At 63.8% G+C, this 26,232-nt stretch carries 28 protein-coding genes and 1 tRNA gene; 22 read left to right on the top strand and 7 right to left on the bottom strand.

The window, feature by feature from the left end:
- The first annotated feature begins 232 nt into the window (after window positions 1–232).
- Together IB235_RS15555 and dusA are read left to right on the top strand one after the other, a co-directional pair.
- Window positions 233–316: transfer RNA gene (locus tag IB235_RS15555), tRNA-Leu, on the top strand.
- Window positions 317–456: 140 nt separating this feature from the next.
- Complete coding sequence (gene dusA, locus IB235_RS15550) at window positions 457–1,482, top strand: tRNA dihydrouridine(20/20a) synthase DusA (RefSeq protein ID WP_192337453.1); 1,026 nt, start codon at window positions 457–459, stop codon at window positions 1,480–1,482.
- Here the strand turns inward: dusA and mazG are convergent.
- Entirely contained in the window at window positions 1,479–2,318 is an 840-nt protein-coding gene (mazG, locus tag IB235_RS15545; RefSeq protein ID WP_192337452.1) for a nucleoside triphosphate pyrophosphohydrolase, read from the bottom strand. The genes dusA and mazG overlap by 4 nt on opposite strands.
- 204 nt (window positions 2,319–2,522) lie before the next feature.
- Here mazG and yajC point away from each other — a divergent pair, with 204 nt between their 5' ends.
- From yajC to IB235_RS15490, 11 genes are all read left to right on the top strand, one after another.
- Window positions 2,523–2,852, top strand: a complete 330-nt coding sequence (gene yajC, locus IB235_RS15540; protein ID WP_155041427.1) for a preprotein translocase subunit YajC — start codon at window positions 2,523–2,525, stop codon at window positions 2,850–2,852.
- 13 nt (window positions 2,853–2,865) lie between these two features.
- A complete protein-coding gene (gene secD, locus IB235_RS15535) occupies window positions 2,866–4,530 on the top strand; it encodes a protein translocase subunit SecD (protein ID WP_192337451.1) in 1,665 nt (554 codons plus the stop codon).
- 12 nt (window positions 4,531–4,542) lie between these two features.
- Window positions 4,543–5,529, top strand: coding sequence for a protein translocase subunit SecF (gene secF, locus IB235_RS15530; RefSeq protein ID WP_155041429.1), 987 nt, complete (start codon window positions 4,543–4,545; stop codon window positions 5,527–5,529).
- Window positions 5,529–5,885 (top strand): Mth938-like domain-containing protein, encoded by a 357-nt coding sequence (locus IB235_RS15525; protein ID WP_192337450.1) that lies wholly within the window; start codon window positions 5,529–5,531, stop codon window positions 5,883–5,885. Before secF ends, IB235_RS15525 begins: the two co-directional genes overlap by 1 nt.
- On the top strand, window positions 5,882–6,514 hold the full coding sequence (ccmA, locus tag IB235_RS15520) for a heme ABC exporter ATP-binding protein CcmA (RefSeq protein WP_192337449.1): 633 nt from the start codon (window positions 5,882–5,884) through the stop codon (window positions 6,512–6,514). Before IB235_RS15525 ends, ccmA begins: the two co-directional genes overlap by 4 nt.
- Entirely contained in the window at window positions 6,511–7,167 is a 657-nt protein-coding gene (ccmB, locus tag IB235_RS15515) for a heme exporter protein CcmB (protein ID WP_155041432.1), read from the top strand. Before ccmA ends, ccmB begins: the two co-directional genes overlap by 4 nt.
- A 51-nt stretch (window positions 7,168–7,218) precedes the next feature.
- Window positions 7,219–7,944 carry a heme ABC transporter permease gene (locus tag IB235_RS15510; RefSeq protein WP_192337448.1) on the top strand — a complete coding sequence of 242 codons (726 nt, stop codon included), beginning with the start codon at window positions 7,219–7,221 and terminating at the stop codon, window positions 7,942–7,944.
- Window positions 7,941–8,084, top strand: coding sequence for a heme exporter protein CcmD (gene ccmD / locus IB235_RS15505; RefSeq protein ID WP_155041434.1), 144 nt, complete (start codon window positions 7,941–7,943; stop codon window positions 8,082–8,084). The genes IB235_RS15510 and ccmD overlap by 4 nt, the downstream gene beginning before the upstream one ends.
- A complete protein-coding gene (locus IB235_RS15500) occupies window positions 8,077–8,616 on the top strand; it encodes a DsbE family thiol:disulfide interchange protein (protein ID WP_343043128.1) in 540 nt (179 codons plus the stop codon). The genes ccmD and IB235_RS15500 overlap by 8 nt, the downstream gene beginning before the upstream one ends.
- Window positions 8,617–8,756: 140 nt before the next feature.
- Window positions 8,757–9,863, top strand: coding sequence for a histidinol-phosphate transaminase (gene hisC, locus IB235_RS15495; RefSeq protein ID WP_192337447.1), 1,107 nt, complete (start codon window positions 8,757–8,759; stop codon window positions 9,861–9,863).
- Complete coding sequence (locus tag IB235_RS15490) at window positions 9,860–10,795, top strand: prephenate/arogenate dehydrogenase family protein (RefSeq protein ID WP_192337446.1); 936 nt, start codon at window positions 9,860–9,862, stop codon at window positions 10,793–10,795. Before hisC ends, IB235_RS15490 begins: the two co-directional genes overlap by 4 nt.
- Here the strand turns inward: IB235_RS15490 and IB235_RS15485 are convergent.
- Window positions 10,792–11,808 (bottom strand): DUF2125 domain-containing protein, encoded by a 1,017-nt coding sequence (locus IB235_RS15485; protein ID WP_192337445.1) that lies wholly within the window; start codon window positions 11,806–11,808, stop codon window positions 10,792–10,794. The genes IB235_RS15490 and IB235_RS15485 overlap by 4 nt on opposite strands.
- A gap of 88 nt (window positions 11,809–11,896) precedes the next feature.
- On the opposite strand from IB235_RS15485, the gene IB235_RS15480 reads away from it, so the two are divergent.
- The 3 genes from IB235_RS15480 to IB235_RS15470 all read left to right on the top strand — a co-directional run bounded on the left by IB235_RS15480 (window position 11,897) and on the right by IB235_RS15470 (window position 15,611).
- Window positions 11,897–12,466 (top strand): gamma-glutamylcyclotransferase, encoded by a 570-nt coding sequence (locus IB235_RS15480; RefSeq protein WP_192337444.1) that lies wholly within the window; start codon window positions 11,897–11,899, stop codon window positions 12,464–12,466.
- 87 nt (window positions 12,467–12,553) lie between these two features.
- Window positions 12,554–14,209, top strand: coding sequence for a hypothetical protein (locus IB235_RS15475; protein ID WP_370576906.1), 1,656 nt, complete (start codon window positions 12,554–12,556; stop codon window positions 14,207–14,209).
- Complete coding sequence (locus IB235_RS15470; RefSeq protein ID WP_192337443.1) at window positions 14,199–15,611, top strand: peptidoglycan -binding protein; 1,413 nt, start codon at window positions 14,199–14,201, stop codon at window positions 15,609–15,611. Before IB235_RS15475 ends, IB235_RS15470 begins: the two co-directional genes overlap by 11 nt.
- On the opposite strand, the gene IB235_RS15465 is transcribed toward IB235_RS15470, so the two are convergent.
- Both IB235_RS15465 and IB235_RS15460 read right to left on the bottom strand, forming a co-directional pair.
- Window positions 15,608–16,579 (bottom strand): glycosyltransferase, encoded by a 972-nt coding sequence (locus IB235_RS15465; protein ID WP_192337442.1) that lies wholly within the window; start codon window positions 16,577–16,579, stop codon window positions 15,608–15,610. The genes IB235_RS15470 and IB235_RS15465 overlap by 4 nt on opposite strands.
- Before the next feature lie 87 nt (window positions 16,580–16,666).
- Entirely contained in the window at window positions 16,667–17,230 is a 564-nt protein-coding gene (locus IB235_RS15460) for an NYN domain-containing protein (RefSeq protein WP_192337441.1), read from the bottom strand.
- 13 nt (window positions 17,231–17,243) lie between these two features.
- Here IB235_RS15460 and folK point away from each other — a divergent pair, with 13 nt between their 5' ends.
- The 3 genes from folK to IB235_RS15445 all read left to right on the top strand — a co-directional run bounded on the left by folK (window position 17,244) and on the right by IB235_RS15445 (window position 20,410).
- Window positions 17,244–17,837, top strand: coding sequence for a 2-amino-4-hydroxy-6-hydroxymethyldihydropteridine diphosphokinase (folK, locus tag IB235_RS15455; protein ID WP_192337440.1), 594 nt, complete (start codon window positions 17,244–17,246; stop codon window positions 17,835–17,837).
- Window positions 17,838–17,905: 68 nt separating this feature from the next.
- A complete protein-coding gene (gene rpoZ, locus IB235_RS15450) occupies window positions 17,906–18,262 on the top strand; it encodes a DNA-directed RNA polymerase subunit omega (protein WP_155041443.1) in 357 nt (118 codons plus the stop codon).
- Between the two features lie 30 nt (window positions 18,263–18,292).
- The gene (locus IB235_RS15445; protein WP_155041444.1) at window positions 18,293–20,410 is read left to right on the top strand and encodes a bifunctional (p)ppGpp synthetase/guanosine-3',5'-bis(diphosphate) 3'-pyrophosphohydrolase; all 2,118 of its coding nucleotides are present in this window, start codon (window positions 18,293–18,295) and stop codon (window positions 20,408–20,410) included.
- Between the two features lie 9 nt (window positions 20,411–20,419).
- On the opposite strand, the gene IB235_RS15440 is transcribed toward IB235_RS15445, so the two are convergent.
- From IB235_RS15440 to IB235_RS15430, 3 genes are read right to left on the bottom strand one after another with little or no spacing between them, the layout of a single operon-like run.
- Window positions 20,420–21,730: an FAD-binding oxidoreductase gene (locus IB235_RS15440; protein WP_192337439.1), complete on the bottom strand. Its 1,311-nt coding sequence runs from the start codon at window positions 21,728–21,730 to the stop codon at window positions 20,420–20,422.
- Window positions 21,727–23,088 carry a glutamine synthetase family protein gene (locus tag IB235_RS15435; RefSeq protein WP_192337438.1) on the bottom strand — a complete coding sequence of 454 codons (1,362 nt, stop codon included), beginning with the start codon at window positions 23,086–23,088 and terminating at the stop codon, window positions 21,727–21,729. The genes IB235_RS15440 and IB235_RS15435 overlap by 4 nt, the downstream gene beginning before the upstream one ends.
- A complete protein-coding gene (locus tag IB235_RS15430) occupies window positions 23,085–23,789 on the bottom strand; it encodes a type 1 glutamine amidotransferase (RefSeq protein ID WP_192337437.1) in 705 nt (234 codons plus the stop codon). Before IB235_RS15430 ends, IB235_RS15435 begins: the two co-directional genes overlap by 4 nt.
- Before the next feature lie 155 nt (window positions 23,790–23,944).
- On the opposite strand from IB235_RS15430, the gene IB235_RS15425 reads away from it, so the two are divergent.
- The 3 genes from IB235_RS15425 to IB235_RS15415 all read left to right on the top strand — a co-directional run bounded on the left by IB235_RS15425 (window position 23,945) and on the right by IB235_RS15415 (window position 26,223).
- On the top strand, window positions 23,945–25,072 hold the full coding sequence (locus IB235_RS15425; RefSeq protein WP_192337436.1) for an aminotransferase class V-fold PLP-dependent enzyme: 1,128 nt from the start codon (window positions 23,945–23,947) through the stop codon (window positions 25,070–25,072).
- Window positions 25,073–25,152: 80 nt separating this feature from the next.
- Window positions 25,153–25,578 carry a YqjD family protein gene (locus IB235_RS15420; RefSeq protein ID WP_192337435.1) on the top strand — a complete coding sequence of 142 codons (426 nt, stop codon included), beginning with the start codon at window positions 25,153–25,155 and terminating at the stop codon, window positions 25,576–25,578.
- A 9-nt stretch (window positions 25,579–25,587) separates the two neighbouring features.
- Entirely contained in the window at window positions 25,588–26,223 is a 636-nt protein-coding gene (locus tag IB235_RS15415) for a phage holin family protein (RefSeq protein ID WP_155041450.1), read from the top strand.
- The last annotated feature ends 9 nt before the right edge of the window (window positions 26,224–26,232 follow it).

Here is a 26,232-nt window from a genome sequence, read left to right as displayed (position 1 = left end):
TGCGAACCTTCTCAGCCGTGCTCCATGGATATGCGTCCGATCAGAACGGGTGGCGTAGCCCCGAAAGCTCGGCCTTAGTTCTACCGGTTGAGGCGCTAAGGGTGCTTTTTTTATTCTCGCTACCAATGCTTCCCTGACACAATTGAACGAACAAAGCCCGCAGCAGGAATGTTGCGAAGGTCTCTTGCGCCCGCCACATGATGTGCGATAAAGCCAAGCGCAGCAATACTTTGCCCGAGTGGCGGAATGGTAGACGCAGCGGATTCAAAATCCGCCGTAGCAATACATGTCGGTTCGAGTCCGACCTCGGGTACCATATCGCAAGCAAACACGCAGATGGAAATCTGCATGGCGCGTCGCAAGTCGCGCCTTTTGCATTCCGACCGAACCCGCGACAATCCGACCGCAGGCACCCGTATCCAGACGGACCCAGTCGTATCAGACAGTGAGACCCGCATGCAGAACGGCGAAAATTCAGGGGCTTCCGGGGTGGTGACCGCAGCACGGCTCTCGGTCGCGCCCATGATGGACTGGACCGACCGCAACTGCCGGATGGTCCATCGCATGCTGTCGCGCCGCGCGTTGCTTTATACCGAGATGGTGACGGCTCAGGCCATCATCCACGGTGAGCGGGGGCGGCTGCTGGATTACGACGCGGCTGAACATCCCTTGGCGCTGCAACTGGGTGGGTCCGAACCGGCTCTGTTGGCCGAGGCCACACGTATCGCCTCGGACTGGGGTTATGATGAGATCAACCTGAATGTCGGCTGTCCCAGCGACCGCGTGCAGTCGGGTTGTTTCGGCGCGGTGCTGATGACCATGCCGCAACTGGTCGCGGATTGCGTGCAGGCAATGCAGAAGGTCAGCCCGGTCGAGATCACGGTGAAATGCCGCATCGGCGTCGACGATCAGACCCCCGAGGAAGTGCTGCCCGCCTTTATCGCGCTGATGCAAGACAGCGGTGTGCGCCGCCTGTCGATCCACGCCCGCAAGGCATGGCTGCAGGGTCTGTCCCCGCGTGAGAATCGCGAGATCCCGCCGCTGGACTATCCGCTGGTTCACCGCATGAAGGCGCAGTTCCCCGATCTGCATCTGTCGATCAATGGCGGCATCGCCTCGATGGATGAGGTGCGGGGCCATCTGCAGGTCATGGACGGCGCAATGCTCGGTCGCGCGGCCTATCACCAACCGTGGGACATTCTGGGGCAGGCGGACCTGTTGTGGGGCGATGAGCCCACATTCACCAATCCCTTCGACGCGGCCATTGCCATGCGGCCGATGATCGACGCGCATGTGACGAATGGCGGAAGGCTGCATCAGTTCGGGCGCCACATGCTGGGCATGTTTCATGGCCGCCCCGGCGCGCGGGGCTGGCGCAGGTTGCTGTCCGAGGGCGCGTCCAAGGCCACGGACCGGGCCTCGGCGCTGGCGGTCTATGATGCCGCACTGGCCGAGGTAGCAGCCGGGGCCGAAGCAGCTTAAGCGCGCTCGGCGGCCTTGGCCGCGTCCCAAAGCGCGTCCATCTCGGCCAGATCGCTGTCCTCGGGGCGGCGGCCGTCGGCGGCAAGCGCCGCCTCGATCGAGCGGAAGCGGCGGGTGAACTTGGCATTGGCCAGCCGGAGGGCCTCTTCGGGGTCGATGTTCAGATGCCGGGCCAGATTCGCCATGACGAACATCAGGTCGCCGAATTCCTCGGTCTGGTGGGCGTGGTCCATGCTGTCGCGCGCCTCGACCAGTTCGGTGGCCTCTTCCTGGATCTTGGCCAGAACGTCCTGCGGGCCCGGCCAGTCAAAGCCCACGCGGGCCGCGCGGTTCTGCAGCTTGACCGCACGGGTCAGCGCGGGCAGGCCAAGCGCCACGCCATCCAAGACGCCTTTTTCGGCCTTGGCGGCACGCTCTCGGGCCTTGATCTCCTCCCAATCCTTGATCTGCTGGGCGGCAGATTTGTCGCGGGATTCGTCGCCAAAGATATGCGGATGGCGGTCGATCATCTTGTCCGAGATGCTGGCCACCACGTCCGAAAATCCGAACATCCCGGCTTCTTCGGCCATCTGCGCATGGAAAACCACCTGCAGCAGCAGATCGCCCAACTCTCCGGGCAGCTCGTCCCAGGCTTCGCGGGCGATGGCATCGGCGACCTCATGGGCCTCTTCGATGGTGTAGGGGGCGATGGTCGCGAAATTCTGTTCGATGTCCCACGGGCAGCCGGTCTGGGGATCGCGCAGCGCCGCCATGATCGCCAGAAGCCGGGGAATTCCGGTTTCATCCGCCAGTGTCGGGCGGTCGGCCAGCGCCGGGTGCAATGCTTGATCTGCCATGGTCGGCCCTTCCTGATCCTGCGTAATGCCGGGTTTTCCCTGACCTGCCACAGGTGCCTCGTCATGTCCACGCCGGGGCGGTCTGACAGATGGCGCAGATGTCATGCCGGGGTTTCTTGCCATCCCCCGGCCACGCGGCTACGGTGCGCGCCAATTCCGCCGGGGGGACCTCCCGGAGAACGCCTGTGAAAAAGGGATCAACCCATGTTCGTGACCCCCGCCTATGCCCAAGCCGCCGCTCCGTCGGGCGCTGCCAGCATCGCGTCCTTCCTGCCGCTGATCCTGATCTTCGTGATCATGTATTTCCTGATGATCCGCCCGCAGCAGAAGCGTCTTAAGGAACATCGCGCCATGGTCGAGGCGGTCAAAAAGGGCGACGAAGTCATCACCCAGGGCGGTCTGATCGGCAAGGTCACCGCAGTGCGCGACAACGAGCTGGAAGTCGAAATCGCGCCGGGCGTCAAGTCGCGCGTCGTGCGCTCGACCATCACCGGCGTCGTGAACAAGACCGCTTCGGTCGCCGCGAACAACTGAGTTACCTGCCCAGATGCTTCAGATCCCCGCCTGGAAACGTGTGCTGATCCTGGGGCTGATCGCCCTGGGTCTGCTCTATGCTGTGCCGAACCTGTTCTATAACCGGGTCGAGCAGCGCAATGACGCCATTGCCAACATGGAAAGATCCGGCGTCGAGACGCCCGAGGATCTGGCTGCCAAGGCCGGTTGGCCGAACTGGATGCCCTCGGGGCTGGTCAATCTTGGCCTCGACCTGCGTGGGGGTGCCCACCTTCTGGGCGAAGTCCATGTGGCGGATGTCTACAAGGCGCGGATGGACAGCCTGTGGCCGGAACTGCGCGACGCTCTGGTCGCGCAGCGAGAGACGATCGGTGCCGTGCGCCGTGTCACCGCGCCCGACGGCCAGCTGATCATCGAGATCGGCAATGCCGACCAGATCGCCAAGGCCGTGGAAATCGCCCGCGGCATGGCGACGCCCGTCACCTCGATCAGCGGGGCCGGCTCGACCGATCTGGACATCAAGGGCAGCGGTAACCGCCTGACGGTGCAACTGTCCGATGCCGAAAAGGCCGCGACCGACGACCGCACCGTTCAGCAATCGCTGGAAATCATCCGTCGCCGTATTGACGAGGTCGGCACGCGCGAACCCACGATCATGCGTCAGGGCGCGGACCGCATCCTGATTCAGGTGCCGGGGATCGGCTCGGCCGAGGAACTCAAGCAGCTGATCGGCACGACCGCCAAGCTGACCTTCAACCCGGTCGTCAGCCGCGGCACGGATGCCAATGCGCGTCCGGCGGCGGGGCAGGTGGTTCTGCCCTCGCTGGACGAGCAGGGTATCTACTACACGCTGGAGCAGAATCCCGTCGTCACCGGCGAGGATCTGACCGATGCCCGCCCCAGCTTTGACCAGAACGGCCAGCCCTCGGTTGACTTCCGCTTTGGTCCGGCTGGCGCGAAACGCTTCGGGGCCTATACCTCGGCCAATATCGGCCAACCCTTCGCCATCGTTCTGGACAATCAGGTGATTTCGGCACCGGTCATCCGGCAGGCGATTACCACCGGTTCGGGCCAGATCTCGGGCTCGATGGATGTCGAGGGTTCGACCCGTCTCGCCGTGCTGCTGCGCGCAGGCGCACTTCCGGCCGAGATGACCTTCCTTGAGGAACGGACCATCGGTCCGGAACTGGGGCAGGATTCGATCGATGCCGGACGGCTGTCCTCGATCATCGCCACTGGCGCGGTCGTGGCCTACATGATCGCAAGCTATGGCCTGTTCGGGGTCTTCGCCTCGGTCGCGGTGATCCTGAACGTCATCCTGATCCTGTCGATCATGTCGATGATGGGTGCGACTCTGACGCTGCCGGGCATTGCCGGGATCGTGCTGACCGTCGGTACCGCGGTCGATGCCAACGTCATCATCTACGAACGCATCCGCGAGGAACTGCGTCGCGGCAAGCGCGTGGCCAAGGCCATCGACGACGGCTTCAACGAGGCAATGTCTGCGATCATCGACGCCAACGTGACCTCGTTCATCGCGGCCATGGTGATGTTCTTCCTTGGCTCGGGTCCGGTGAAGGGCTTTGCGGTCACGCTGACCATCGGCCTTGTCACCTCGGTCTTCACGGCGATCTTCCTGACCCGCCTGCTGATCGTGTTCTGGCTTGACCTGCGCAAGCCGAAGCAACTTGTTCTGTAAGGGGGCGGCACAATGGCATTTCGTCTGAAACTGGTCCCTGATGAGACCCATATCAACTTCTTCCAATGGCAATGGCTGACCTTTGGGGTTTCGGCCTTTGCCATGGTCGCCTCGGTCGTTATCACGCTGGTGATGGGGCTGAACTTCGGCATCGACTTCAAGGGCGGCACCACCATCCGCACCGAGACGACGACCGCCTTCGAGGTTGGCGACTATCGGGAGGCGCTGAACAACCTGAACCTGGGTGATGTCTCGATCACCGAGGTCTTCGATCCCAGCTTTGGCGCAACCAAGCACGTGGCCATGGTTCGTATCGGCACGACCGAGGAAACCGGCTCGGTCACGCCTGAACAGCTGAACCAGGTCGAGGCCGCGCTGAAGACGGTCGATCCGAATGTCAGCTTTGCCTCGGTCGAATCGGTCGGCCCGAAGGTCTCGGGTGAGCTGATCCAGACCGCGGTCTATGCGGTGGTCGCGGCGTCGCTGGCGATCATGTTCTACATCTGGCTGCGCTTCGAATGGCAATTCGCCATCGGGGCCGTGGTCTCGATCCTGCATGACGTGCTGCTGACCGTCGGTCTGTTCTCGCTGTTCCAGTTGAAATTCGACCTGACCACCATCGCGGCGCTGCTGACCACGCTGGGCTTCTCGGTCAACGATACGGTTGTGGTGTTCGATCGCCTTCGCGAGAACCTGATCAAGTACAAGACCATGCCCTTGATCGACGTGATGAACCTGACCTGCAACGAGACCCTGTCGCGGACCATCATGACGGCGGTGACGACGGGCATCGCGCTGACCGCCATGCTGATCTTTGGCGGCGATGTCGTGCGCGAATTCGTCATCGCCATGCTGTGGGGCGTGCTGGTCGGCTGCTACTCGACCATCTATGTCGCGAAAAACATCGTGCTGTGGCTAGGCGTGAAGCGTGACTGGTCCAAGCCCGATCCGAAGGAAAAGCAGGACGAGATCCCCGCCGCCTTCCGGGACGCGCCCTGATGTCGGTGATGACACCCACTGAATTCCTCGGGGCCGTGCCGATTGACGGCTATGGTCCCGGGTTCTTCCGCGTCGGGGGCAAGGTCCATCGCGGCGCGATCATCGTCACGCCCGATGGTGTGCAGCCTTGGGGCGGTCTGGATGATCCGGCACCGCTTCTGGCGCTGAAAGGCTCGGTCGACGTGTTGTTCATCGGCATGGGTAGCGACGTGGCCTTTCCGCCGCGCGAACTGACCGCGGCACTGGAAGAAGCAGGCGTGATGCCCGAGCCGATGAGTTCGGCTTCGGCTGCCCGCAGCTACAACGTCACGCTGTCCGAGGGCCGGCGCGTGGCCTGTGCGCTTCTACCGCTATGAGCCTGATCTCGGTCCGTGGACTGGCCGTCGCCCGCGGCGGGTTGCGCGTGATCGAGGGTTTGGATTTTGAACTTGGGGCCGGACAGGCGATTGTCCTGCGCGGTCCCAACGGGGCGGGCAAGACGACGCTGCTGCGCTGTCTGGCAGGTCTGCAACCCGCCGTCTCGGGCCGGATCGAGTGTCAGCCCGACAGTATCGCCTATGCCGGACATGCCGACGGGCTCAAGCCCGCGCTGACGGTGACCGAAAATCTGGAATTCTGGTCGGCGGTCTTTGGTGGACCCGACATCGCCCCGGCACTGGCGGCGATGAACCTGACCGATCTGGCCGCACGCCCGGCTCATGCCCTGTCTGCCGGGCAGAAACGACGTCTGGGGCTGGCGCGGCTGATGGTGACGGGCCGCCCTGTCTGGCTGCTGGATGAACCTACCGTATCGCTGGACCAAGGTTCAGTCACGCTGTTCGCGACCATGTTGCGCGATCATCTGGCCCAAGGTGGGGCCGCGCTGATCGCCACCCATATCGATCTGGGATTGCCCGAAGCGCAGGTGCTGGATCTTGGCCCTTACCGCGCCCGACCGGGCCTGCGGCAGGACCGCCCCGCAGGCTTCAACGAGGCCTTCGCATGAAGGCGCTGCTGCTGCGCGATCTGCGGTTGGCAGTGCGGGCGGGCGGCGGCTTTGGCCTGTCGCTGGTGTTCTTTCTGATCCTGTGCACGCTGGTCCCCTTTGGTGTGGGTGCCGAGGGCGGGCAACTGTCCCGCATCGCGCCCGGCATCCTGTGGGTCGGCGCGCTGTTGGCCTGCCTGCTGTCGCTCGACCGTATTTTCGCGCTGGATCATGAGGATGGCAGCCTCGACCTGCTCGCGACCGCACCCCTGCCGCTGGAAGGGGCGGTCGCGATCAAGGCCTTGGCGCATTGGCTGACCACCGGCCTGCCGCTGGTCGTCTTTGCACCTCTGCTGGGCGTGCTGCTGCATCTGCCTACGGCAGCCTATCCGCTGCTGGTCCTGTCGCTTGCGCTGGGGACGCCCGCGCTGTCGATGCTGGGGGCATTCGGTGCGGCAATCACCGTCGGGCTGCGGCGCGGCGGCCTGCTTCTGTCGCTGCTGGTGCTGCCGCTTTACGTGCCGACGCTGATCTTCGGGGCCGAGGTGGTGCGGCGCGGCGCTGTGGGCGCGGACCCGACGACCCCGTTGGTCTTTCTGGCGGGCATAACGCTGGCCACGTTGGCGCTGGTGCCTTTTGCCGCCGCCGCGGCCCTGCGGGTCAATCTGAGGTGAGGAGGAAACCGGCCTGTTGAGCGGACCCGCTGGACAGGCTAGGGAGGACACATGTCGATCTGGGAATATGCCAACCCCGTCAAGTTCTTGCGCGCCTCGGGCGTGGTCCTGCCATGGATCGTGGCGGGGGCAGCCATCTGCACCGTTGGCGGGCTGGTCTGGGGGTTCCTGACGCCCGAGGATTACCGGCAGGGATCAACTGTCAAGATCGTGTTCCTGCATGTGCCCGCCGCGCTGATGGCGATCAATGCCTGGCTGATGATGCTGGTCGCCTCGTTGATCTGGCTGGTTCGTCGTCATCATGTCAGCGCGCTGGCTGCCAAGGCCGCCGCCCCCGTCGGCGCGGTGATGACGCTGATCGCGCTGATCACCGGCGCGATCTGGGGCCAGCCGATGTGGGGGACATGGTGGGAATGGGATCCGAGGCTGACCTCTTTCCTTGTGCTGTTCCTGTTCTATCTGGGCTACATGGCGCTGTGGGAGGCGATCGAGGACCCTGACAGTGCCGCCGACCTGACCGGGCTTTTGTGCCTTGTCGGCTCGGTCTTTGCGCTGCTGTCGCGCTATGCGGTGAATTTCTGGAACCAGGGCCTGCATCAGGGCGCGTCGCTGTCCGTCGCGCCGGGCGAGCGGATGTCGGCGGTCTATCGGTATCCGCTTTACGTCTCGATGCTGGGCTTTTTCCTGCTGTTTCTGGCGCTAGTCCTGATCCGCACGCGGACCGAAATCCGCCGTCGTCGCCTTGCAGCCCTTCTGGCCCGAGAGAACCGCGCATGATCGAGCTTGGCAAATACGCAAATACCGTGATGTCGGCCTATGGGATCAGTCTGGTCCTGCTGGCCGCCATCATCTTGCAGACATGGCGCGCGAATGCCCGTGCCCGCCGCGACCTTGAGGAGCATGAATCCCGTGGCTAGGTTTTCCCCGTTGATCGCCCTGCCACCCTTGGCCTTTGGCGCGCTTGCCGTGCTGTTCCTGTTCGGCATGCAGCGCGACAACCCGGATGAGCTGCCCTCGGCGCTGGTCGGGCGCGAGGCACCTGCGGTCGGTGCCACGACCCTGCCGGGCAAGACCCAGCTGACCGACGCGATGCTGCGCGAGCCGGGGATCAAGATCGTGAACTTCTGGGCCAGTTGGTGCCCGCCATGCCGGGCCGAGCATCCGACGCTGACGGAGCTTGCCAAGGACATCCCGGTCTACGGCGTCGACCTGAAGGACCCCGAGGCCAATGCCACCGCCTTCCTGTCCGAGCACGGCGATCCCTTCCGGGCGCTGGCGACCGACCCGCGCGGCCGCATCGCCATCGACTGGGGCGTCACCGCGCCGCCCGAAACCTTCATCATCGACGGCGAAGGGCGTATCCTTTACCGCCATGTCGGACCGCTGATCCGCGAGGATTACACCAACCGCTTCCTGCCCGAGCTGGAAAAGGCCCGCGCAGCGCAGTGAACCACCCCAAACTGCGTGATTTTTACCGCCGCAGGGGTATTTAAGAAACGGAGAAGCCCGCAACTTGGCGCGGGGGTCCGAGACATCTTTCCAAGCCTGCCCGGCGCGGCTAAGACGACCGGGCATGCAAGAGGCCAGACATGTCGCAGAACGAACCGAGCATCGCCCCGCAACCCGGAATCATGGAAATCTCTCTTTATCAGGGGGGTGCGTCCAAGATCGCCGGTGTGGAGAACGTCACCAAGCTATCCTCGAACGAGAACCCTTTCGGGCCCTCGGACAAGGCGCGCGAGGCCATTGTCCGCGCCGCCCATGCGCTGCATCGCTATCCGAATACCGATCATGCCAGCCTGCGCAACGCCATCGGCGAAGTCCATGGGCTTGATCCCGACCGCATCATCTGCGGCGTGGGCTCCGATGAGATCATCCACTTCCTGTGTCAGGCCTATGCCGGGCCGGGCAGCGAGGTGCTGTTCACCGAGCATGGTTTCCTGATGTATCGCGTCAGCGCCCTTGCCGCTGGTGCGACCCCGGTCGCCGTGCGCGAACGCGACCGCGTTACCGATGTCGATGCGCTGATCGCCGCCGCGACGCCGAACACGCGGCTGATCTTTGTCGCCAATCCGAACAACCCGACCGGCACCATGGTCGGCCTGCCCGAGCTGGAGCGGCTGGCCCGTGCCGTGCCGCAGGCCATTCTGGTGATCGACGCGGCCTATGCCGAATATGTCGAGGATTACGATGGCGGTGCCGAGCTGGCGACGCGGCTGCCCAATGTGGTGATGACCCGGACGTTCTCGAAGATCTACGGTCTGGGCGGTCTGCGGATCGGCTGGGGCTATGGCCCGCGCGAGATCATCGACGTGCTGAACCGCATCCGCGGGCCGTTCAACCTGTCATCGGCGGCGCTGGACGCTGCCGAGGCCGCGATGCGCGACCGCGATCATGTCACCCGCTGCCAGACCGAGAACGCCCGCATGCGCGCCTGGCTGGCCGAGGCTTTGACCGAGAAGGGCGTGCCCTCGGATACGTCCTGCGCGAACTTTATCCTGGCACGCTTTGCCGATGTCGACACGGCCTTGGCCTGTGACGAGGCGTTGAAGGCGCAGGGGCTGATCGTGCGTCAGGTCGCCGGTTACGGCCTGCCCAATTGCCTGCGCATCACTGTCGGCGATGAGGCCTCGTGCCGACGGGTGGCGCATGTCATCGGCCAGTTCATGGCCGAACGCGCGGGGGCGCCGGCATGAGCTTTCTATACGACCGCGTGGCCCTGATCGGATTGGGGCTGATCGCGGGTTCGATGGCGCTGGCCATGCGTGAGCAGGGCCTTGCGCGTGAGATCGTCGGCCATGCCCGCAGCGCTGATACGCGCGCGACAGCGTTGGAAATCGGGCTGGTCGATCGGGTCTTTGAGACCGCCGCCGAGGCGGTCGAGGGTGCGGATCTGGTGGTGCTGGCAGTTCCTGTCGGTGCGATGGCCGCCGTGGCCGAGGAAATCGCGCCGCGGCTGAAGCCCGGCGTGACGGTGACGGATGTGGGCTCGGTCAAGCAGGCGGTGGTGACGGAAGTCTTGCCGCATCTGCCCGAGGGCGTGCATTTCATTCCCGGTCACCCGCTGGCCGGGACCGAGCATTCCGGCCCGCGCGCTGGCTTCGCCACGCTGTTTCGCAATCGCTGGTGGCTGTTCACCCCGCCTGAGGGTGCCGATGAGCAGGCCGTGTCGCGGCTGGAGTCGCTGGTTCAGGCCATGGGCGCCAAGACCGAGCGTATGGACGCCGCGCATCACGATCTGGTTCTGGCCGTTACCAGCCATACGCCGCATTTGATCGCCTATACGATGGTCGGCGTCGCCGATCACCTCAAGCGCGTGACCGAAAGCGAAGTGGTGCAGTATTCGGCGGCGGGCTTTCGGGATTTCACCCGGATCGCGGCATCGGACCCGACCATGTGGCGCGATGTCTTTTTGCAGAACAAGGATGCCGTTCTGGATATCCTTGGCCGCTTCACCGAGGAGTTGTTCGTGCTGCAGCGTGCCATCCGCATGGGCGACGGCCAGCACCTGTTCGACTATTTCACCCGCACCCGCGCGATCCGTCGCGGCATCATCGAGGCCGGGCAGGATACCTCGGCCCCGGATTTCGGCCGCAGCCAGCCGGGCGGCGAAAACGCCAAAAGCTAGGGCCGCATCAGCGGCGCTGGCCCCAGTGGAATGGGGCCAAGGCTGATCCGGCCATCTGCGAAAGTCAGCGGCAGGCGCAGCTCGCCGTCTTGCGGGGCGGGGTAAAGCGCGCCCTCCATCGGCAGGGCCGAGACGGTGCGGATCATCGTCCGGCCCAGCATCACCGCGGCATGGGGGATCATCCCGGCCTCGGACGCGGTTTGCAGCATGGCCTGCGCATCCGTCGTATAAAGCGCAATCGCACCGCTGGCATAGCCGTTGGCATCGGCTTTAAGCATGCCCACCATACGCGCGGTCAGCCCCTTGACCTGCAGATCGGCATTGTCGATGCGGATACCCGTCAGGACGGGCGTCGGCGGCGTTTGCAGCGCCTTGATGGTCGGCATCGCATCCAGCCAGATCCGCCCCTTGCCCCTGATCGAGACCGGATCGGCAATGCGGATCGTGCCTGCCAGACCCGGCAGCGGTGGCAGGGCGGCGGGGATCAGGTCCTTGAGGTTCCAGTCAATGTCATAGGCCGTGCGCGATCCTTGCGGCGCATCGTATTCAAGAGCAGTCATTCGCCCACGGACGGTAAGCCCGGCCGCCAGCGGGGTTTCGTCCAGCGTCAGCGGCCCGATCGAAATCCCCGCCCGACCGGGGGCGAAGCCTGACAGGACCAGAAAGCGGATGCTGGCACGCGGATCGGTCAGGCCCAGTTCATGCGGACCGCTGCCCAGATCGATCGTCGCCTTCGGAGCCAGTTCCAGCCGCGCGGTCATCGGCGCGAAGGGCGGGACCGACAGCGACGCCTCGGGCATCACGACGGTGGCGGCGGGCAGGTCCAGACGCGGTCCCGCTACCCGGACGCCGATGCGGGTGGGATCGTGCAGCCCGCGGACCTCGGTCATCGTGAACCCGGTTCCGGCGCTGGCAAGCTGACTGATCTGATGGGCCATGAAGGCCTGGATGCCGTTCCAGATGGCGGCGAAAAGCGCCACGATGACTGTCGCCAAGATGATGAACTTGCGCAATTTCCCCTCGTGCCTTTGTGGACGGCTTGGAACCGGGTCCATCCTGTCCTAAGTCTGACGAAAGCGGAAGTGCGCTGGGAAGTGGTTGATGGGACGACGCGATCATTGGGTCTTTGCCTATGGCTCGCTGATGTGGGACCCCGGTTTTCCGGTGGCGGAATCGCTCGGCGCGCGCCTTGAGGGGTTTCGCCGCACCTTTTGCCTGCGCTCGGTCGTTTATCGCGGCACGGTGGACGCACCGGGGCTGGTGCTGGGTCTGGACGAAGAACACGATGCATCGTGCCTTGGATTGGCGCTGCGGGTCGATGAGCGCGACTGGCCCGAGACCTTGGCCGGCCTGCGTGAGCGCGAGCTGACCACCAATGCCTATGAGGAACGCGCCCTGCCGCTGTTGCTGTCCGATGGGCGTCGGGTCGAGGCGATCGGATATGTCATCCGGCGCGATCATGACCAATATGCGGGCGGCCTTGCGCTGGATGAGCAGGCGCGGATCATTGCCCATGCACATGGCGGGCGCGGTCCCAATTCCGATTACCTTTTCAACACCGCCTCGCATCTGGCCGAAATGGGGGTCGAGGACATCGATATGGATGCACTGGCGCGACTCGTTCGCGACATGATTGCGCATCGGCAGTGCAAAGCGGCGAAACCTGATTAAGTCTTTGCCCGCAAATGTTTCCTTGGTGCTTGCATCGCGGCGCACTGACTTTACACTCTGCCCCAAAGACATAATGAGGGCGCGGACTTGTCCCAGGCCGAGAGTGACGAAACTGGCGCGGAAATTCCGCTGGATGGTGACAACAATCCCGCGCGCGGGGGACGGGCGGCGCGCCTGACGGCGACACGCCAGCGCCGCGACGGGCAGCAGGCGGCCGAGCCGCATTTCTCGCAGCCGGTGCGACAGGTCGTGCTGATGCTGATCGTGCTGGCGCTGGTCGGTATCGGCGGCTGGTTCGCCTATGGCAACATCCTTCCGATCTTTGCCGCGAACCCGCTGCTGAACGGCACGATCCTGTTCGTTTTCGCCTTCGGCGTGCTGACCTGCTTCTGGCAGGTGGCGCAGCTGATCAACTCGGTCAGCTGGATCGAGCGCTTTGCCGCGGGCAAGCTGGGCTATGCCGCACATGATCAGGCCCCGGCCCATTCCGCGCCGCGTCTGCTGGCCCCCTTGGCGCAACTGCTGGGATCGCGCGGGCCGGTGGGGACGTCGATCACCACGGAATCCTCGCGCTCGATCCTGGAATCGGTGGCGACCCGTATCGATGAGGCGCGGGACATCACGCGCTATCTGGGCAACCTGCTGATCTTCCTTGGCCTTTTGGGGACGTTCTACGGCTTGGCCACCACCGTTCCCGCGATTGTCGACACGATCCGCACCCTTGCACCCGAGCAGGGCGATTCGGGGGTCGAGGTCTTCGACAAGCTGATGCATGGGCTGGAAACGCAGCTTGGCGGCATGGCCACGGCCTTTTCCAGCTCGCTTCTGGGTCTGGCCGGGTCGCTGGTCGTTGGCCTGCTGGAACTGTTCGCCAGCCATGGCCAGAACCGTTTCTATCGTGAGCTTGAAGAGTGGCTGTCCAGCTTTACCCGCATCGGTTTTTCGGGCAGCGAGGGCGGCCTGAATGACGCGCATCTGGCCGAGTTCATGGTGGGTGTGCAGACCCAATTGGCCGATCTGCAGGATTTCTACGTCACCCGCGACGAACTTCGCGACCAAGAGGCAACCGCCGCCGACGCGCGCTCACTGACGCTGGCGGGCGGGGTGGAAAAGCTGACGGCGCTGATCGGATCGGACCGCGACGCGCTGGCAACCGAACTGGGCGCGGAACGTCAGGCCCAGACCGAAAGCCATTGGCGGCTAAGCGAAATCCTTGAGCGGCTGTCCGACCAGCAGCAACGGCTGGTCGATGCCTCGACCAGTTCGATGACGGTCGGCTCTCGGTTGGTCGATATGAGCGCCGCGCTGGAACGCAGCCTGTCGCGCCTGACCGAAGGGCAGGATGAGATGGTCTCATTGGCGCGGCAAAACCCGGTCATGCAGTTGCCTGACGAATTCTCGCAGGCCTTGGCGCGGATTACCGAAGGGCAGCATCGCCTAGCATTGATGGCACAGGCCCCGGCGCAGGTTGCGGAAACCGATCCCGCCCAGAATGCCAACCTGATGCGCGCCCTGAACCGGCTTGCGGACGGACAGGCGCGGATGATCGAACTGGCGGAAACCAAGCCTGCTCCGCAGGATGACCCCGAAGCGCGGATGCGCCTGCGCTCGATCGACGTGCAACTGGGGCGGCTGCTTGAGGAAACCGCCAGCGGCCGCGATGGGCTGATCGCCGAATTGCGCGAGGATATGGCCGCCCTGACCCGCGCCATCCGCGGGCTGGAGGGGCGTGATGGGGCTTAGCCGCAGGGGAAGCGAGCGGTTCTCGGCCAATATCTGGCCGGGTTTCGTTGACGCCATGTCGACGCTGCTGCTGGTGCTGATCTTTGCGCTGACCATCTTCATGGTGCTGCAATCGGTGCTGCGCCAACGCATCACCTCGCAGGACAGCGAATTGCAGCAACTGGGCGATCGGGTGGCCGCGCTGAGCACGGCGCTGTCCAGCACCGAGGATCGGGCGGAAACGCTGGACCGCGATCTCGTCTCGGAACGGACAAGGTTGCGCGCCTCAGAAGCCGCGGTTGCACAGGCCCGCACCGAAATCGACGCCCAGACCGAGGCCGCGCGTCTTGCCGCCGCCCGCCGTGAAGCGCTTGAGGCGCTGTTGACCGATCTGCGTCGCAAGGATGCCGACACCACGGCGGTGCTGGGCGACACGCAGAAAAAGCTGTCAGATGCGGAGGCCGCCCGGCTGGTCGATGCCGCAGCAGCCAAGGCACTGCAGGAACGGCTGGACAAGTCCGATACCGAATTGACCGCGACGACGCTGGCACTGGATGAGGCCCGCAAGAAGGCCGAAGAAACCCTGACCCTGCTTGCGGCTGCCGATGCCGCAAAAAAGGAATTGGGCGACAAGCTGGGCACGCAAACCAGCGAGGCTGAAAAGCAGGCCGGTTTGTTGGCTTTGGCGCAGCAGAAGTTGTCAACGCAAGAGGCGCTTTCGACCGAGGATCAGCGCCGCGTGGCGCTGCTGAACCAGCAGGTCGCGCAGTTGAACGACCAGTTGGGCAGCCTGCAATCGGTGCTGCAAGTGGCCAGCGACGACAAGCGCGAGATTGATCTGAAGGTCGAGGATCTGGGCAAGCAGCTGAACGTTGCTCTGGTCCGCGCCGCCGAAGAGGAACGCAAGCGTCGCGGCCTTGAGGAAGAAGCGCGCAGCAAGGCCGAGGCCGAGGCCAAGGATCTTGCCCGCTACCGCTCGGAGTTCTTTGGCCGCCTGTCGCAAATTCTGGCCGGGCGCGAGGGTGTCCGTGTCGTTGGCGACCGCTTTGTCTTTTCATCGGAAGTGCTGTTTCCGGCGGGCGAGGCGACGCTGTCACCCGAGGGTGAAACACAGGTCGCCCGCGTGACCGAACAGTTGAAGCAGATCTCGGGTGAAATCCCCAGCGAGATCGACTGGATCATTCGTGTCGACGGCCATACCGACAGCCAGCCGTTGTCGGGGCAGGGGCGCTATCGCGACAACTGGGAACTCAGCCAGGCCCGCGCCTTGTCGGTCGTGCGCTACATGGTCGATCAGCTTGGCTTCCCGGCGGGCCGTCTGCTGCCGGCGGGTTTTGCCGATACCCGTCCGGTCAGTTCGGGAACCGATCCGGCGTCGCTGGCCGCGAACCGCCGGATCGAGCTGAAGTTGACCGAGCGCTAGGCGCGCGGATCGACCATCGTGTAAAGGTCGGGAAAACGGTTCAGGTAGCGGATCATCGGACCCGCCGCCTTCCATTGCCGGAACAGGGCCGAGCGCAGCGTATCGGCCCCCGGCCAATGGCGACGGGTGGCCTCGGAGACCTGCGGGGCATCGGGAAAATGGCGGCTGAGAACCTGACCAAAGGCCTCGCGCATGCGCATGGGCACAATGCCTTGCGACCGATCCAGCCAAGGTTTGCGCGTGCCGATGAAATGGATCAGGCAGGGGTCCGCCATCGCCGTCAGATGCGCCGAGGCCGAGGTGAATTGCCAGTTCCAAAGCGGGCTGATCTCGGCCCAATCGCCCTTGAGGATGCCGTTCATCAGCGCCTGATCCCGCCCCAGACCGGCCAGATGGCGGCGGGCGAAATCCTCGGCACGTTTGGGCAGGTCCTGCGCGGCAAAGGCCTCGGTGTCGATCATCACCACGCCCGCGTTGAAATAGGGATGGGCCGCCTCGCCGAGTTTCCTGAATTCCAGCACCTTGCGCGTGGGGGTGCGCCATTGCCGATTGTCGCGGACGGCCGCTACCGCGTGGCCGAGCATGTCGGCTGACAGCAGCCGGGCAGGGTCGCCACGCTCATAAAGAATATCCGCATCAATCACGAGGATGCGCCGGTAATGGCCACGCAGCGCATTGCCCAGAAACAGTTCCATGTAGGTGGCCAGCGACCGCCGCGCATCCAGCGGCAGCGCATCCAGCAGGGCATCGTCCCGCGCGGCGACATGACCAATCCCGGCATCCAGCAGGGCCGAGGGCATCTCGACCGGCTCGGGGCCGCCGATCAGCACGTCATGGCCATGACCGGCCAGTGCCATGCCAAGCGCAGGCACCGCCGCATAGGGCAGGTAATTGGCATCGCAGGCCACGATGACGGCAAGGTCGGATTTCGGTTGAAAGCCGGGATTGAAGATCGGGGTCAGACCCATACGTCCCTCATTGGAGTCACGGCGCGATCCTATAATGGAACGCATCCGCCCCCTTCTAGGATCGCGACCGCGGCTTGTCCAATCGGCTCAGGTCTCGGCGCTGGGGGTGGCGGCTTGCGGTTCGCGCGGCGGACGACCGATAACCTCGCGCAGCGCGTCAAGCTCAATGAAATTGTCGGCCTGACGGCGCAGTTCGTCGGCGATCATCGGCGGCTGGCTGCGCATGGTCGACACGACCGACACCCGGACGCCCTGACGCTGCAGCGATTCGACCAGCGGCTTGAAATCGCCGTCGCCGGAAAACAGCACAGCATGATCAAGGCGTGGGGCCAGTTCCATCGCGTTGACCACCAGCTCGACATCCATGTTGCCCTTGACCTTACGGCGGCCAAGCGCGTCGGTGTATTCCCGCGCCGGTTTCGTCACCATCGAGAAGCCATTGTAATGCAGCCAGTCGACCAGCGGACGGATGGGCGAGTAATCCTCGTTTTCCAGAAGCGCAGTGTAGTAATATGCGCGAATGAGCTTGCCACGCCGCTCAAATTCCTGTCGGAGAAGTTTGTAATCGATGTCGAAACCCAGCGACTTTGCAGCGGCGTAGAGGTTCGATCCATCAATGAACAAAGCTAGCCGGTCGTCTTTGTAAAACACGATTAACCTCGATATGACTCAGAATTCTTTACCTTCAATCAAGCTAGCCCTCGTGGCTATCGGCGGGAACCTGCATAGTTTGGCAGGTGCACCCGAGGACACGCTTCGTGCCGCGCTGCGGCATCTGTCGTCACTTCCCGGCACCAGGGTGCAGGCCGTCAGTCGATTCTGGCAGACGCCAGCCTTTCCGCCCGGAAGCGGTCCCGACTATGTGAATGCCGCAATTGCCTTGATCACAGAGTTGCCGCCGGCCGAAATTTTGGCGCAGCTGCATGATATCGAAGCCAGATTTGGTCGCGAAAGGCAAGGGCCGCGTTGGCAGGCCCGCGGTCTGGATCTGGATCTGATCGCCTGTGACGATCTGGTCCTGCCCGATGCGGCGACCCAGGACGCCTGGCGCGATCTGCCGCCCGAAAGGCAGCCCGAGATCGCCCCCGAAACTCTGATCCTGCCCCATCCCCGGATGCAGGATCGCGGTTTCGTGTTGGTCCCCTTGGCCGAGGTTGCACCGGGCTGGCGCCATCCCCGACTGGGGCGCAGCGTGGCCCAGATGCTGGAGGCCTTGCCAGCGGATGCACTCATGGGTATACGGCCCGTAACTGCTTGACATTTCCGCGGCGGAGCGCCAAATATCCTGCTCCGCCCTGCACCCCGATTCCAAGCCAAAGGTGACCGATGGCCCGCGTGACAGTCGAAGATTGCGTCGACAAGGTTCCGAACCGTTTTGATCTTGTTATGCTCGCCGCGCATCGCGCCCGCGAGATCGCGTCCGGCAGCCAGCTGACCATCGACCGCGACAACGACAAGAACCCCGTCGTCGCCCTGCGCGAAATCGCAGACGAGACTCAGCCGGTTGATGATCTGCGCGAGCGCATGATCGAGGCGACCCAGACCCAGATCGAGGTCGATGAGCCCGAAGAGGACGCAATGGCGCTGCTGCTTGGCGCTGAAATCGACCGTCCCAAGCCCGCCGACGAAGAGTCGGAAGAGCGCATGCTTCGCATGATGCTGGAAGCGCAGGGCCGCGGCTGAGGCTAATGAATCGCGGGGTCTTCGGCTGAAATGATCGACGTCGAAGACCTCATCGCGCTTGTTCGCAACTATAACCCCAAGACCAACTCGGATCTGATCCGCGACGCCTATGAATATGGCCGCCGGATGCACGAGGGTCAGTTCCGCCATTCCGGCGAACCCTATTTCACTCATCCCATCGCCGTCGCCGCCATCCTGACCGAGATGCGGCTGGACGACGCGACCATCGTCACCGCACTTCTGCACGACACGATCGAAGACACCCGCTCGACCTGGGCCGAGGTGGCGCAGATGTTCGGGCGCGAGATTGCCGATCTGGTCGATGGCGTGACCAAGCTGACCAACCTGCAGCTTTCCGGCACGCACTCCAAGCAGGCCGAGAATTTTCGCAAGCTTTTCATGGCGATGTCGCGCGATCTTCGCGTAATCTTGGTGAAGCTGGCCGACCGTGTGCATAACATGCGCACGATCAAGTCCATGCGCCCCGAGAAGCAGTCGCAGAAGGCGCGTGAGACCATGGACATCTATGCGCCGCTGGCCGGTCGCATGGGTATGCAATGGATGCGCGAGGAACTCGAGGATCTGGCCTTCAAGGTCATCAATCCCGAGGCGCGCAATTCGATCATCCGCCGCTTCGTCAGCCTGCAGCGCGATTCCGGCGATGTGATCCCCAAGATCACCGCCGATATCCGTGCCGAGCTTGAGCGGGAAGGGATCGAGGCCGATGTCTATGGCCGCGCCAAGCGCCCGTTCAGCATCTGGCGCAAGATGCAGGAAAAGCAGCTGAGCTTCTCGCGCCTGTCCGACATCTATGGTTTTCGCATCATCACCCGAAGCGAGGCCGACTGCTACCGCACCCTGGGCGTGATCCATCACCGCTGGCGTGCTGTGCCGGGCCGGTTCAAGGATTATATCAGCCAGCCCAAGGCCAACGGCTATCGCTCGATCCACACCACGGTTTCTGGGCGTGACGGCAAGCGGGTCGAAGTGCAGATTCGCACCCGCCAGATGCATGAGGTTGCTGAATCGGGCGTGGCCGCGCATTGGGCCTATCGCGACGGCGCGCGAACCGAGAACCCCTTTGCCGTCGATCCGGGCGAATGGATTGCCAGCCTGACCGAACGCTTCGGCGAGGAAGACCACGACGAATTCCTCGAGCATGTGAAGCTTGAGATGTATTCGGATCAGGTCTTTTGCTTCTCGCCCAAGGGTGACGTGATCCCGCTGCCCAAAGGCGCGACGCCGATCGATTTCGCCTATGCGATCCATACCCGGCTGGGGAACAGCTGCGTTGGTGCCAAGGTGGACGGTATCCGCGTGCCGCTTTGGACGCGGTTGAAGAACGGCCAATCGGTCGAGATCATCGCCGCTTCCGGTCAGCGCCCACAGCCGACATGGCTGGATATTGTCGTGACCGGTCGCGCGAAGGCCGCGATCCGCCGCAGTCTGCGGCAAGAGGATCGCTCGCGCTTCATCCGGCTGGGGTCCGAACTGATCCGCGTGGCATTCGAACATGTCGGCCGCCGCGTGACGGATAAGGCGCTGCGCACCGCCGCGCGGACCATGGCCTTGCAGGATACGGATGAACTTCTGGCCCGGATCGGTTCCGCCGAAATCTCGGCCCATGAGGTCTTGTCCGCACTATATCCCGAACTTGCGGCCAAGCGCAGCGAGATCGACGCCAAGCGCGCCGTCGCCGGGCTTGAGGCCGATCAGGAATTCACGCGCGCGCCGTGCTGTAATCCGCTGCCGGGTGAACGGATCGTCGGCATCACCTATCGCGGCAAGGGCGTGGTCATCCATGCCATCGATTGCCCGGTTCTGGCCGAATATGAGGAAAGCCCGGATCGCTGGGTCGACCTGCATTGGCGCGAGGGGCAGCATCCTCCGGCCTATTCGACGCTTCTGTCGCTGACCATTCGCCATGATGCGGGCGTGTTGGGCCGGATCTGTACGCTGATCGGCGGGCAGGGGGCGAATATCTCGGATCTGGAATTCCTTGACCGCAAGCCGGATTTCTACCGCTTGCGGATCGAGGTCGAGTTGCGCGACAGCGAGCATCTGCACGCCCTGCTGACCGCGCTTGAGGCCGAGCAGGACGTGGCGCAGGTCGCGCGCATCCGCGACCCGTCGGCCAATCTGGACTAGATCCGCCCCTTAGATTCCCAGCCGATCGCGCAGCGAATACCACGACATGCCGGCGACCAGCATCGGCCAGCGCAGCATCGCGCCGCCGGGAAATGCCGGTGAGGGCAGGGCGGCCATGGTGTCGAAACCCTCGGATTGGCCCTGAACCGCCTGCGCCATCAACTTGCCCGCCAAGGTCGCAATCGCGAGGCCATGCCCGGAATAGCCGCTGGCCGACAGGCAGTTCGGCGCAGGCCGGATAAAGCACGGCATCCGGTTCATGGTGATCGCCAGCGTGCCGCCCCAGGCATGGGTGAACTTCAAATCCGCAAGGCTAGGATAAATTTCCAGAAGTGGTTTCCGCACCTTGGCGGCAATATCTGAGGGGAAGCTGTAACTGACATTCTCGCCGCCGCCAAAGATCAGGCGACCCTCGGGATCAAGCCGCCAGTAGTTCACCACGAATTTCGTGTCATGGACGGCAATGTCGCGGGTCAGCACCTCGGCACGACGCGCGCCCAAAGGCTCGGTCGCGACGATGAAGTTGTTGATCGGCATGACGCGGGCCGCGACCTTGGGTTCAAGATTGCCCAGATAACCATTGGCGGCAAGGATCAGCTGATCGCAGGTCACGCGCCCGCCCGCCGTGGTCACCGTTGTCTTCTGACCCGCGGTTTTGCCGTGCTGGATCGAGGTAACCTCGGAAAGCTCAAGGATCGTCGCTCCGGCGGCCGTCGCCAGACGGGCCATGCCCAAGCTTAGGTTCAAGGGATGCAGATGCCCCGCGCCGTGGTCGAGTTCGCCAGCGACATAGGCCTCCGAGGGCAGGATGGCGCGAAAGGCGTCGCGGTCCAGCGGCTCGACCTGCGTATAATCGTAGTCGCGAGCCAGCTTCTCGGACATGGCTTTGGCATGGCTGAATTCGTCGGGTTTGCGGAAGGCATGAGCGACCCCATCCACGACGGAAACGCCCGCGCGCGCAGCCAGATCGCGGGTCAGGCGTTTGGCTTCTTCGGCCAGATCCCATAGTCGGCGGGCGGCTTCTCGACCGGCCATTTTCTCAAGATCATCGACCTCGAGCCGCTGGCCCGAACCAAGCTGCCCGCCATTGCGCCCCGAGGCCCCAAAGCCGACACGATGGGCCTCCAGTACAATGACCCGCCGCCCGGTCTCGGCCAGATGCAGTGCAGCCGACAGGCCCGTATAGCCAGCGCCGATGACCACGACATCTGCCTGCACCTCGCCCTTGAGCGGCGGAAAGGGCGCAAGCTGGTCACGCGTCGCGGCGTAAAGGCTGGGGGGATATTCCCCCAGCCGGTCGTTTGAATGCAGTAAGTTCATACGTTTAGCAGGAGATGTTCGCGTTCCCACGGGCTGATGACTTGCAGGAACTCTTTGTATTCGTTGCGCTTCACGGCCTGGTAAACATCGATGAACTCGCTGCCCAGCACATCGCGCATGGCTTGGTCTTCGTCCATCAGATCCAGCGCATCGCCCAGGTTGTAGGGCAGATCCTCATCCTGAGAGACATAGGCGTCGCCCAAGCATTCAGCGCGCGGATTTTCCTGCTCCAGCAGGCCCAGATAGCCGCAGGCGAGGCTGGCGGCGAGGCCCAGATAGGGGTTGCAATCCATCCCGGCCAACCGGTTCTCGATCCGCCGCGCCTCGGGTCCCGAAATTGGCACGCGCAGGCCTGTGGTCCGGTTGTCGCGACCCCATTCAAGGTTGATTGGTGCTGCAAAATCAGGAACATAGCGGCGATAGCTGTTGACATAGGGCGCCAGCAACGCCACCGCGGCCGGCAGGTGTTTCTGCATCCCCGCGATGAAATGCATGAAGGCCGGGGTCTCGTGTCCCTTGTCGTCCGAGAAAATGTTGCGCCCGGTTTCAAGGCTGACCACCGAATGGTGGATATGCATGGCGCTGCCGGGCTCATCCTCGATGGGTTTGGCCATGAAGGTGGCGAAGCAGTCGTGGCGCAGGGCGGCCTCGCGGATCAGGCGTTTGAAGTAGAAAATCTGGTCGGCCAGATGCACCGGGTCGCCGTGGTTCAGGTTGATCTCGACCTGACCGGCGCCGCCTTCCTGAAGGATGCCGTCAATCTCGAAACCCTGTGCTTCGGCGAAGTCATAGATGTCGTCGATGACCTTGCCGTATTCGTCCACCGCAGACATCGAATAGGCCTGTTTCGCGGCGGCGCGGCGGCCGGAGCGGCCCATCGGCGGAATGATCGGCTGGTTGGGGTCGATATTCCGCGCGACAAGGAAGAACTCCATTTCCGGCGCGACGATCGGCTTCCAGCCTTTCTGGCGGTAGAGATCGAGCACGCGCTTCAGCACGTTCCGTGGCGCGGTGGGGACGGGTTCGCCCTGCTGGTTCGACACGTCATGGATGACCTGCAGCGTCACATCCGCGGTCCAAGGCGCGGCGGTGGCGGTCGAGAAATCCGGCGTCAGGATCATGTCCGGTTCGGTGAAGGCCCCCGAAGGGTTGTCGGCCCAGTCACCGGTGATCGTCTGCAAAAAGATCGAGTTCGGTAGGTAGAACCGTTCCTGATGCGCGAATTTCGAGGCAGGCATGGCCTTGCCCCGCGCCACACCCGCAATGTCGGCGACAATGCATTCGATCTCGTCCAGACGGCGGCCTTCGACATAGTCCTGCGCGGCCTGCGGGGCGTCTTCGATCCAATGGGGTTTCATGCGGCACCTTGTTTGCGCAACGCGGCGCGGGGCGCCTTAAAGAAAATCTCAATCCGGTCGGCAATGCTGGCCGATTGCAGCGACGATCCCATGCGGGCGCGGGCGGCATCCAGAAGCGTATCGGGGACGACGCCCTTGGCGCGGGTCTCGATCAGGCCTTCGACGAATTCATCGCGGAACTCGGGGTGCGCCTGCACGGTGAAGGCGCGGTCGTCATAGACCAGCGCGGCATTTTCGCAAAACTCGCTTGAGGCCGCGATCCGGGCAGCTTCGGGACGTTCGACGACCTGATCCTGATGCCAGGCGTTCAGGGTGATCTTTTCGTCACCGAAATCGTAATCCTGCGCGCCGACCGACCAGCCGCCCGGATATTTCACCACCTTGCCGCCCATGGCCTGAGCGATGATCTGGTGGCCAAAGCAGATGCCGACCAGCGGCACGTGATCGGCATAGGCCTTGCGGATGAATTCCTGCAGCGGGGGAATGAAGTCGTGATCTTCATAGGCACCGTGACGCGAGCCGGTCAGCAGCCAGCCCTCGGCGTCGTGGACACTGGTGGGGAATTCCATGTTCTCGACATGGTAACTGGAAAATTCGAAACCGCGTCCGGCGAGCAGTTTTTCGAACATGGAGTCGTAATCGCCCAGTTCGCCGCGAAGAAGTTCGGGCGACTGACCGCATTTCAGGATGCCGATGCGCATGATTGGCCTGTTGATTGTGCGACTCAAAGGTAGTCGGGCGGCACGGCCCGGACAAGTCCCCCTTCCTTGGTTTGGGATCGGTCCGGTGGGGCTGGCGATGCGCGAAAGGGCAGGCTAGGCTTTGCGGCAAATCCTTAGGAGGAAAGGAAAACCCCATGGCCGGACTGCGCCCCGATGTCGATCCCGATGGCCTGCAGGAGTTCTCGGTCGTCTTCACCGACCGCTCGCTGAACCACATGTCGCAGAAATATCAGCATGTCATGCGCGATGTCTCGGCCACCCTGCGCGAAGTCTACAAGGCCGAGGCCGTGGCGCTGGTCCCCGGCGGCGGCACCTGCGCGATGGAGGCTGTTGCCCGACAGTTCGGACGCGACGCCCATGCGCTGATCGTCCGGAACGGCTTCTTCAGTTTCCGCTGGAGCCAGATCTTCGAGACGGGCGGCTTTGCGCGCGAAACCACGGTGATGATGGCGCGTACCTTGGGCAATGAGGCGGAACCGCCCTTCGCCCCCGCACCGGTCGAGGATGTCGTGTCCCGCATCCGTGAAACGCGCCCCGACGCGGTTTTCGCCCCGCATGTCGAAACAGCCGCCGGGATGATCCTGCCTGACGATTATATCAAGGCCATTGCGGATGCCGCGCATGATGTGGGCGCGTTGATGGTGTTGGACTGCATCGCCTCGGGTGCAATCTGGGTCGATATGCAGGCCACGGGGGTGGATGTGCTGATCTCGGCCCCGCAAAAGGGTTGGTCGGCCTCGCCCTCGGCGGGGATGGTGATGCTGTCCCAGCGCGCGGTCGAGCGGCTTGAGCAGACCACGTCGAACAGCTTCGTGCTAGACCTGAAAAAGTGGCGCGCGATCATGAAGGCCTATGAGGATGGCGGGCATGCCTATCATGCCACCATGCCGACCGATGCCATTCTGGGCCTGCGCGACGCCATGGAGGAAACCCGCGATCTGGGCTTTGACGCCGCCCGCGACGCGCAATGGCGGCTGGGGAATGCCGTCCGGGCCGAGCTGGCCAACCGGGGCCTGCGTTCGGTCGCGGCGGATGGTTTTGCCGCGCCGGGCGTCGTCGTCTGCTACACCGACGAGCCCGAGATCCAGAACGGCAAGCGGTTTCTTGCCGAGGGCTACCAGATCGCCGCGGGCGTGCCCCTGCAGGTGGGCGAGGGTGAGAATTTTCGCAGTTTCCGCATTGGGTTGTTCGGTCTGGACAAGCTCAAGGATGTCGAGGGCACGCTGGATCGATTGCGTCCCGGCTTCGACGCGGTGCTGTAGGGCAGGGCAGGGACGGGAACGATCGCCTTCTGTGGACGTTGGGTTCGTGAACAGGAAGTTCACTTCGAAAGGACAGACCGATGCCGAATCATGACCCGACGAACGACCTGAAGGCCGAACCCCGCCGCGCCGCCGAGGATATCGGCCGTGAGGCTCGCCGTGCGGCGGATGACGCCGCAGATGCTGCCGAAACCGCAAAAGCACGTGGATCCGAACTGCTGGGTTCGGCCCTTGAGAAAGGGGCCGAATTCGTTGACAGCGCGCGCAAGCGTGGCGGCGAATACTATGAAGGCGCGCGCAGCAAGGGTTCGGAATATGCCGAACATGCACGCGACGAAGCCCGTCGCATCTATCGCGAAGGCGAGCGCCGCGCCGGTGACGCCGCAGCCTATGCCGAGGACTATTACGACGATCTGACCGTGATGGTCCGCCGTAATCCGGGGCAGGCGCTTGGCATCGCTGTCGGTGTCGGCTTCCTGCTTGGCCTGATCGTCGCGCGCCGCTAAGGACCCGTCATGTTCGTCTTTGCCAGGAACATGCAGCTTGCTGCCTCGGACAAGATGCGCCGCGCGGGGCTGGCGGTCGGGGCAGGGGTTGTCCTGACGATCGGGGCAGGGTTCCTGCTGGCCGCTTTGTGGACTTGGTTGGCCCATCATCTGGGCTGGGGTCCGATGGCTGCCTCGCTGGCGATCGGTGGGGTGCTGACGGTTCTGGGCCTGATCGTTCTATCCGTGGCACGGGTCGAACGGCACCCGGTTCCCAGCACGGATGAACTGAAGATCGAGGTCGAGCAGCAGCTGAACCTGATGGCCAACACTGCCGTCACCAAGGTTTCCGATGCTGCGGACGCCGCACTGGACCGCGCCAAGCTGAAAGCCGGCGAAGTCATGGATCTGGCCGAGAACAAGGTCCATGCGGTCGCCGACAATCTGGGCTACCGCGCCAATCTGGCGGCGGATCAGGCCGAGGCACGGGTCTATGGCGCAGCCCGCAATCTGGGCGACCAGGCGGCGCGACGCTTTGGCTTTGCTTCGGATCCAGATGCCGGTCCGTCACGAAGCGCCACCGTCGCGCCCATCCTTGGCGTTCTGGCGGTAGGGATCACACTGGCCTCGCGATTGCGCGGCAGGCACGATCAGGACGAAGCCTGAAAATAAAGA

Origin of the sequence: Paracoccus sp. PAR01, assembly GCF_014851995.1 — a bacterium.
Lineage (GTDB): Bacteria > Pseudomonadota > Alphaproteobacteria > Rhodobacterales > Rhodobacteraceae > Paracoccus > Paracoccus litorisediminis.
This window is presented reverse-complemented; position numbering and strand designations above follow the sequence as displayed.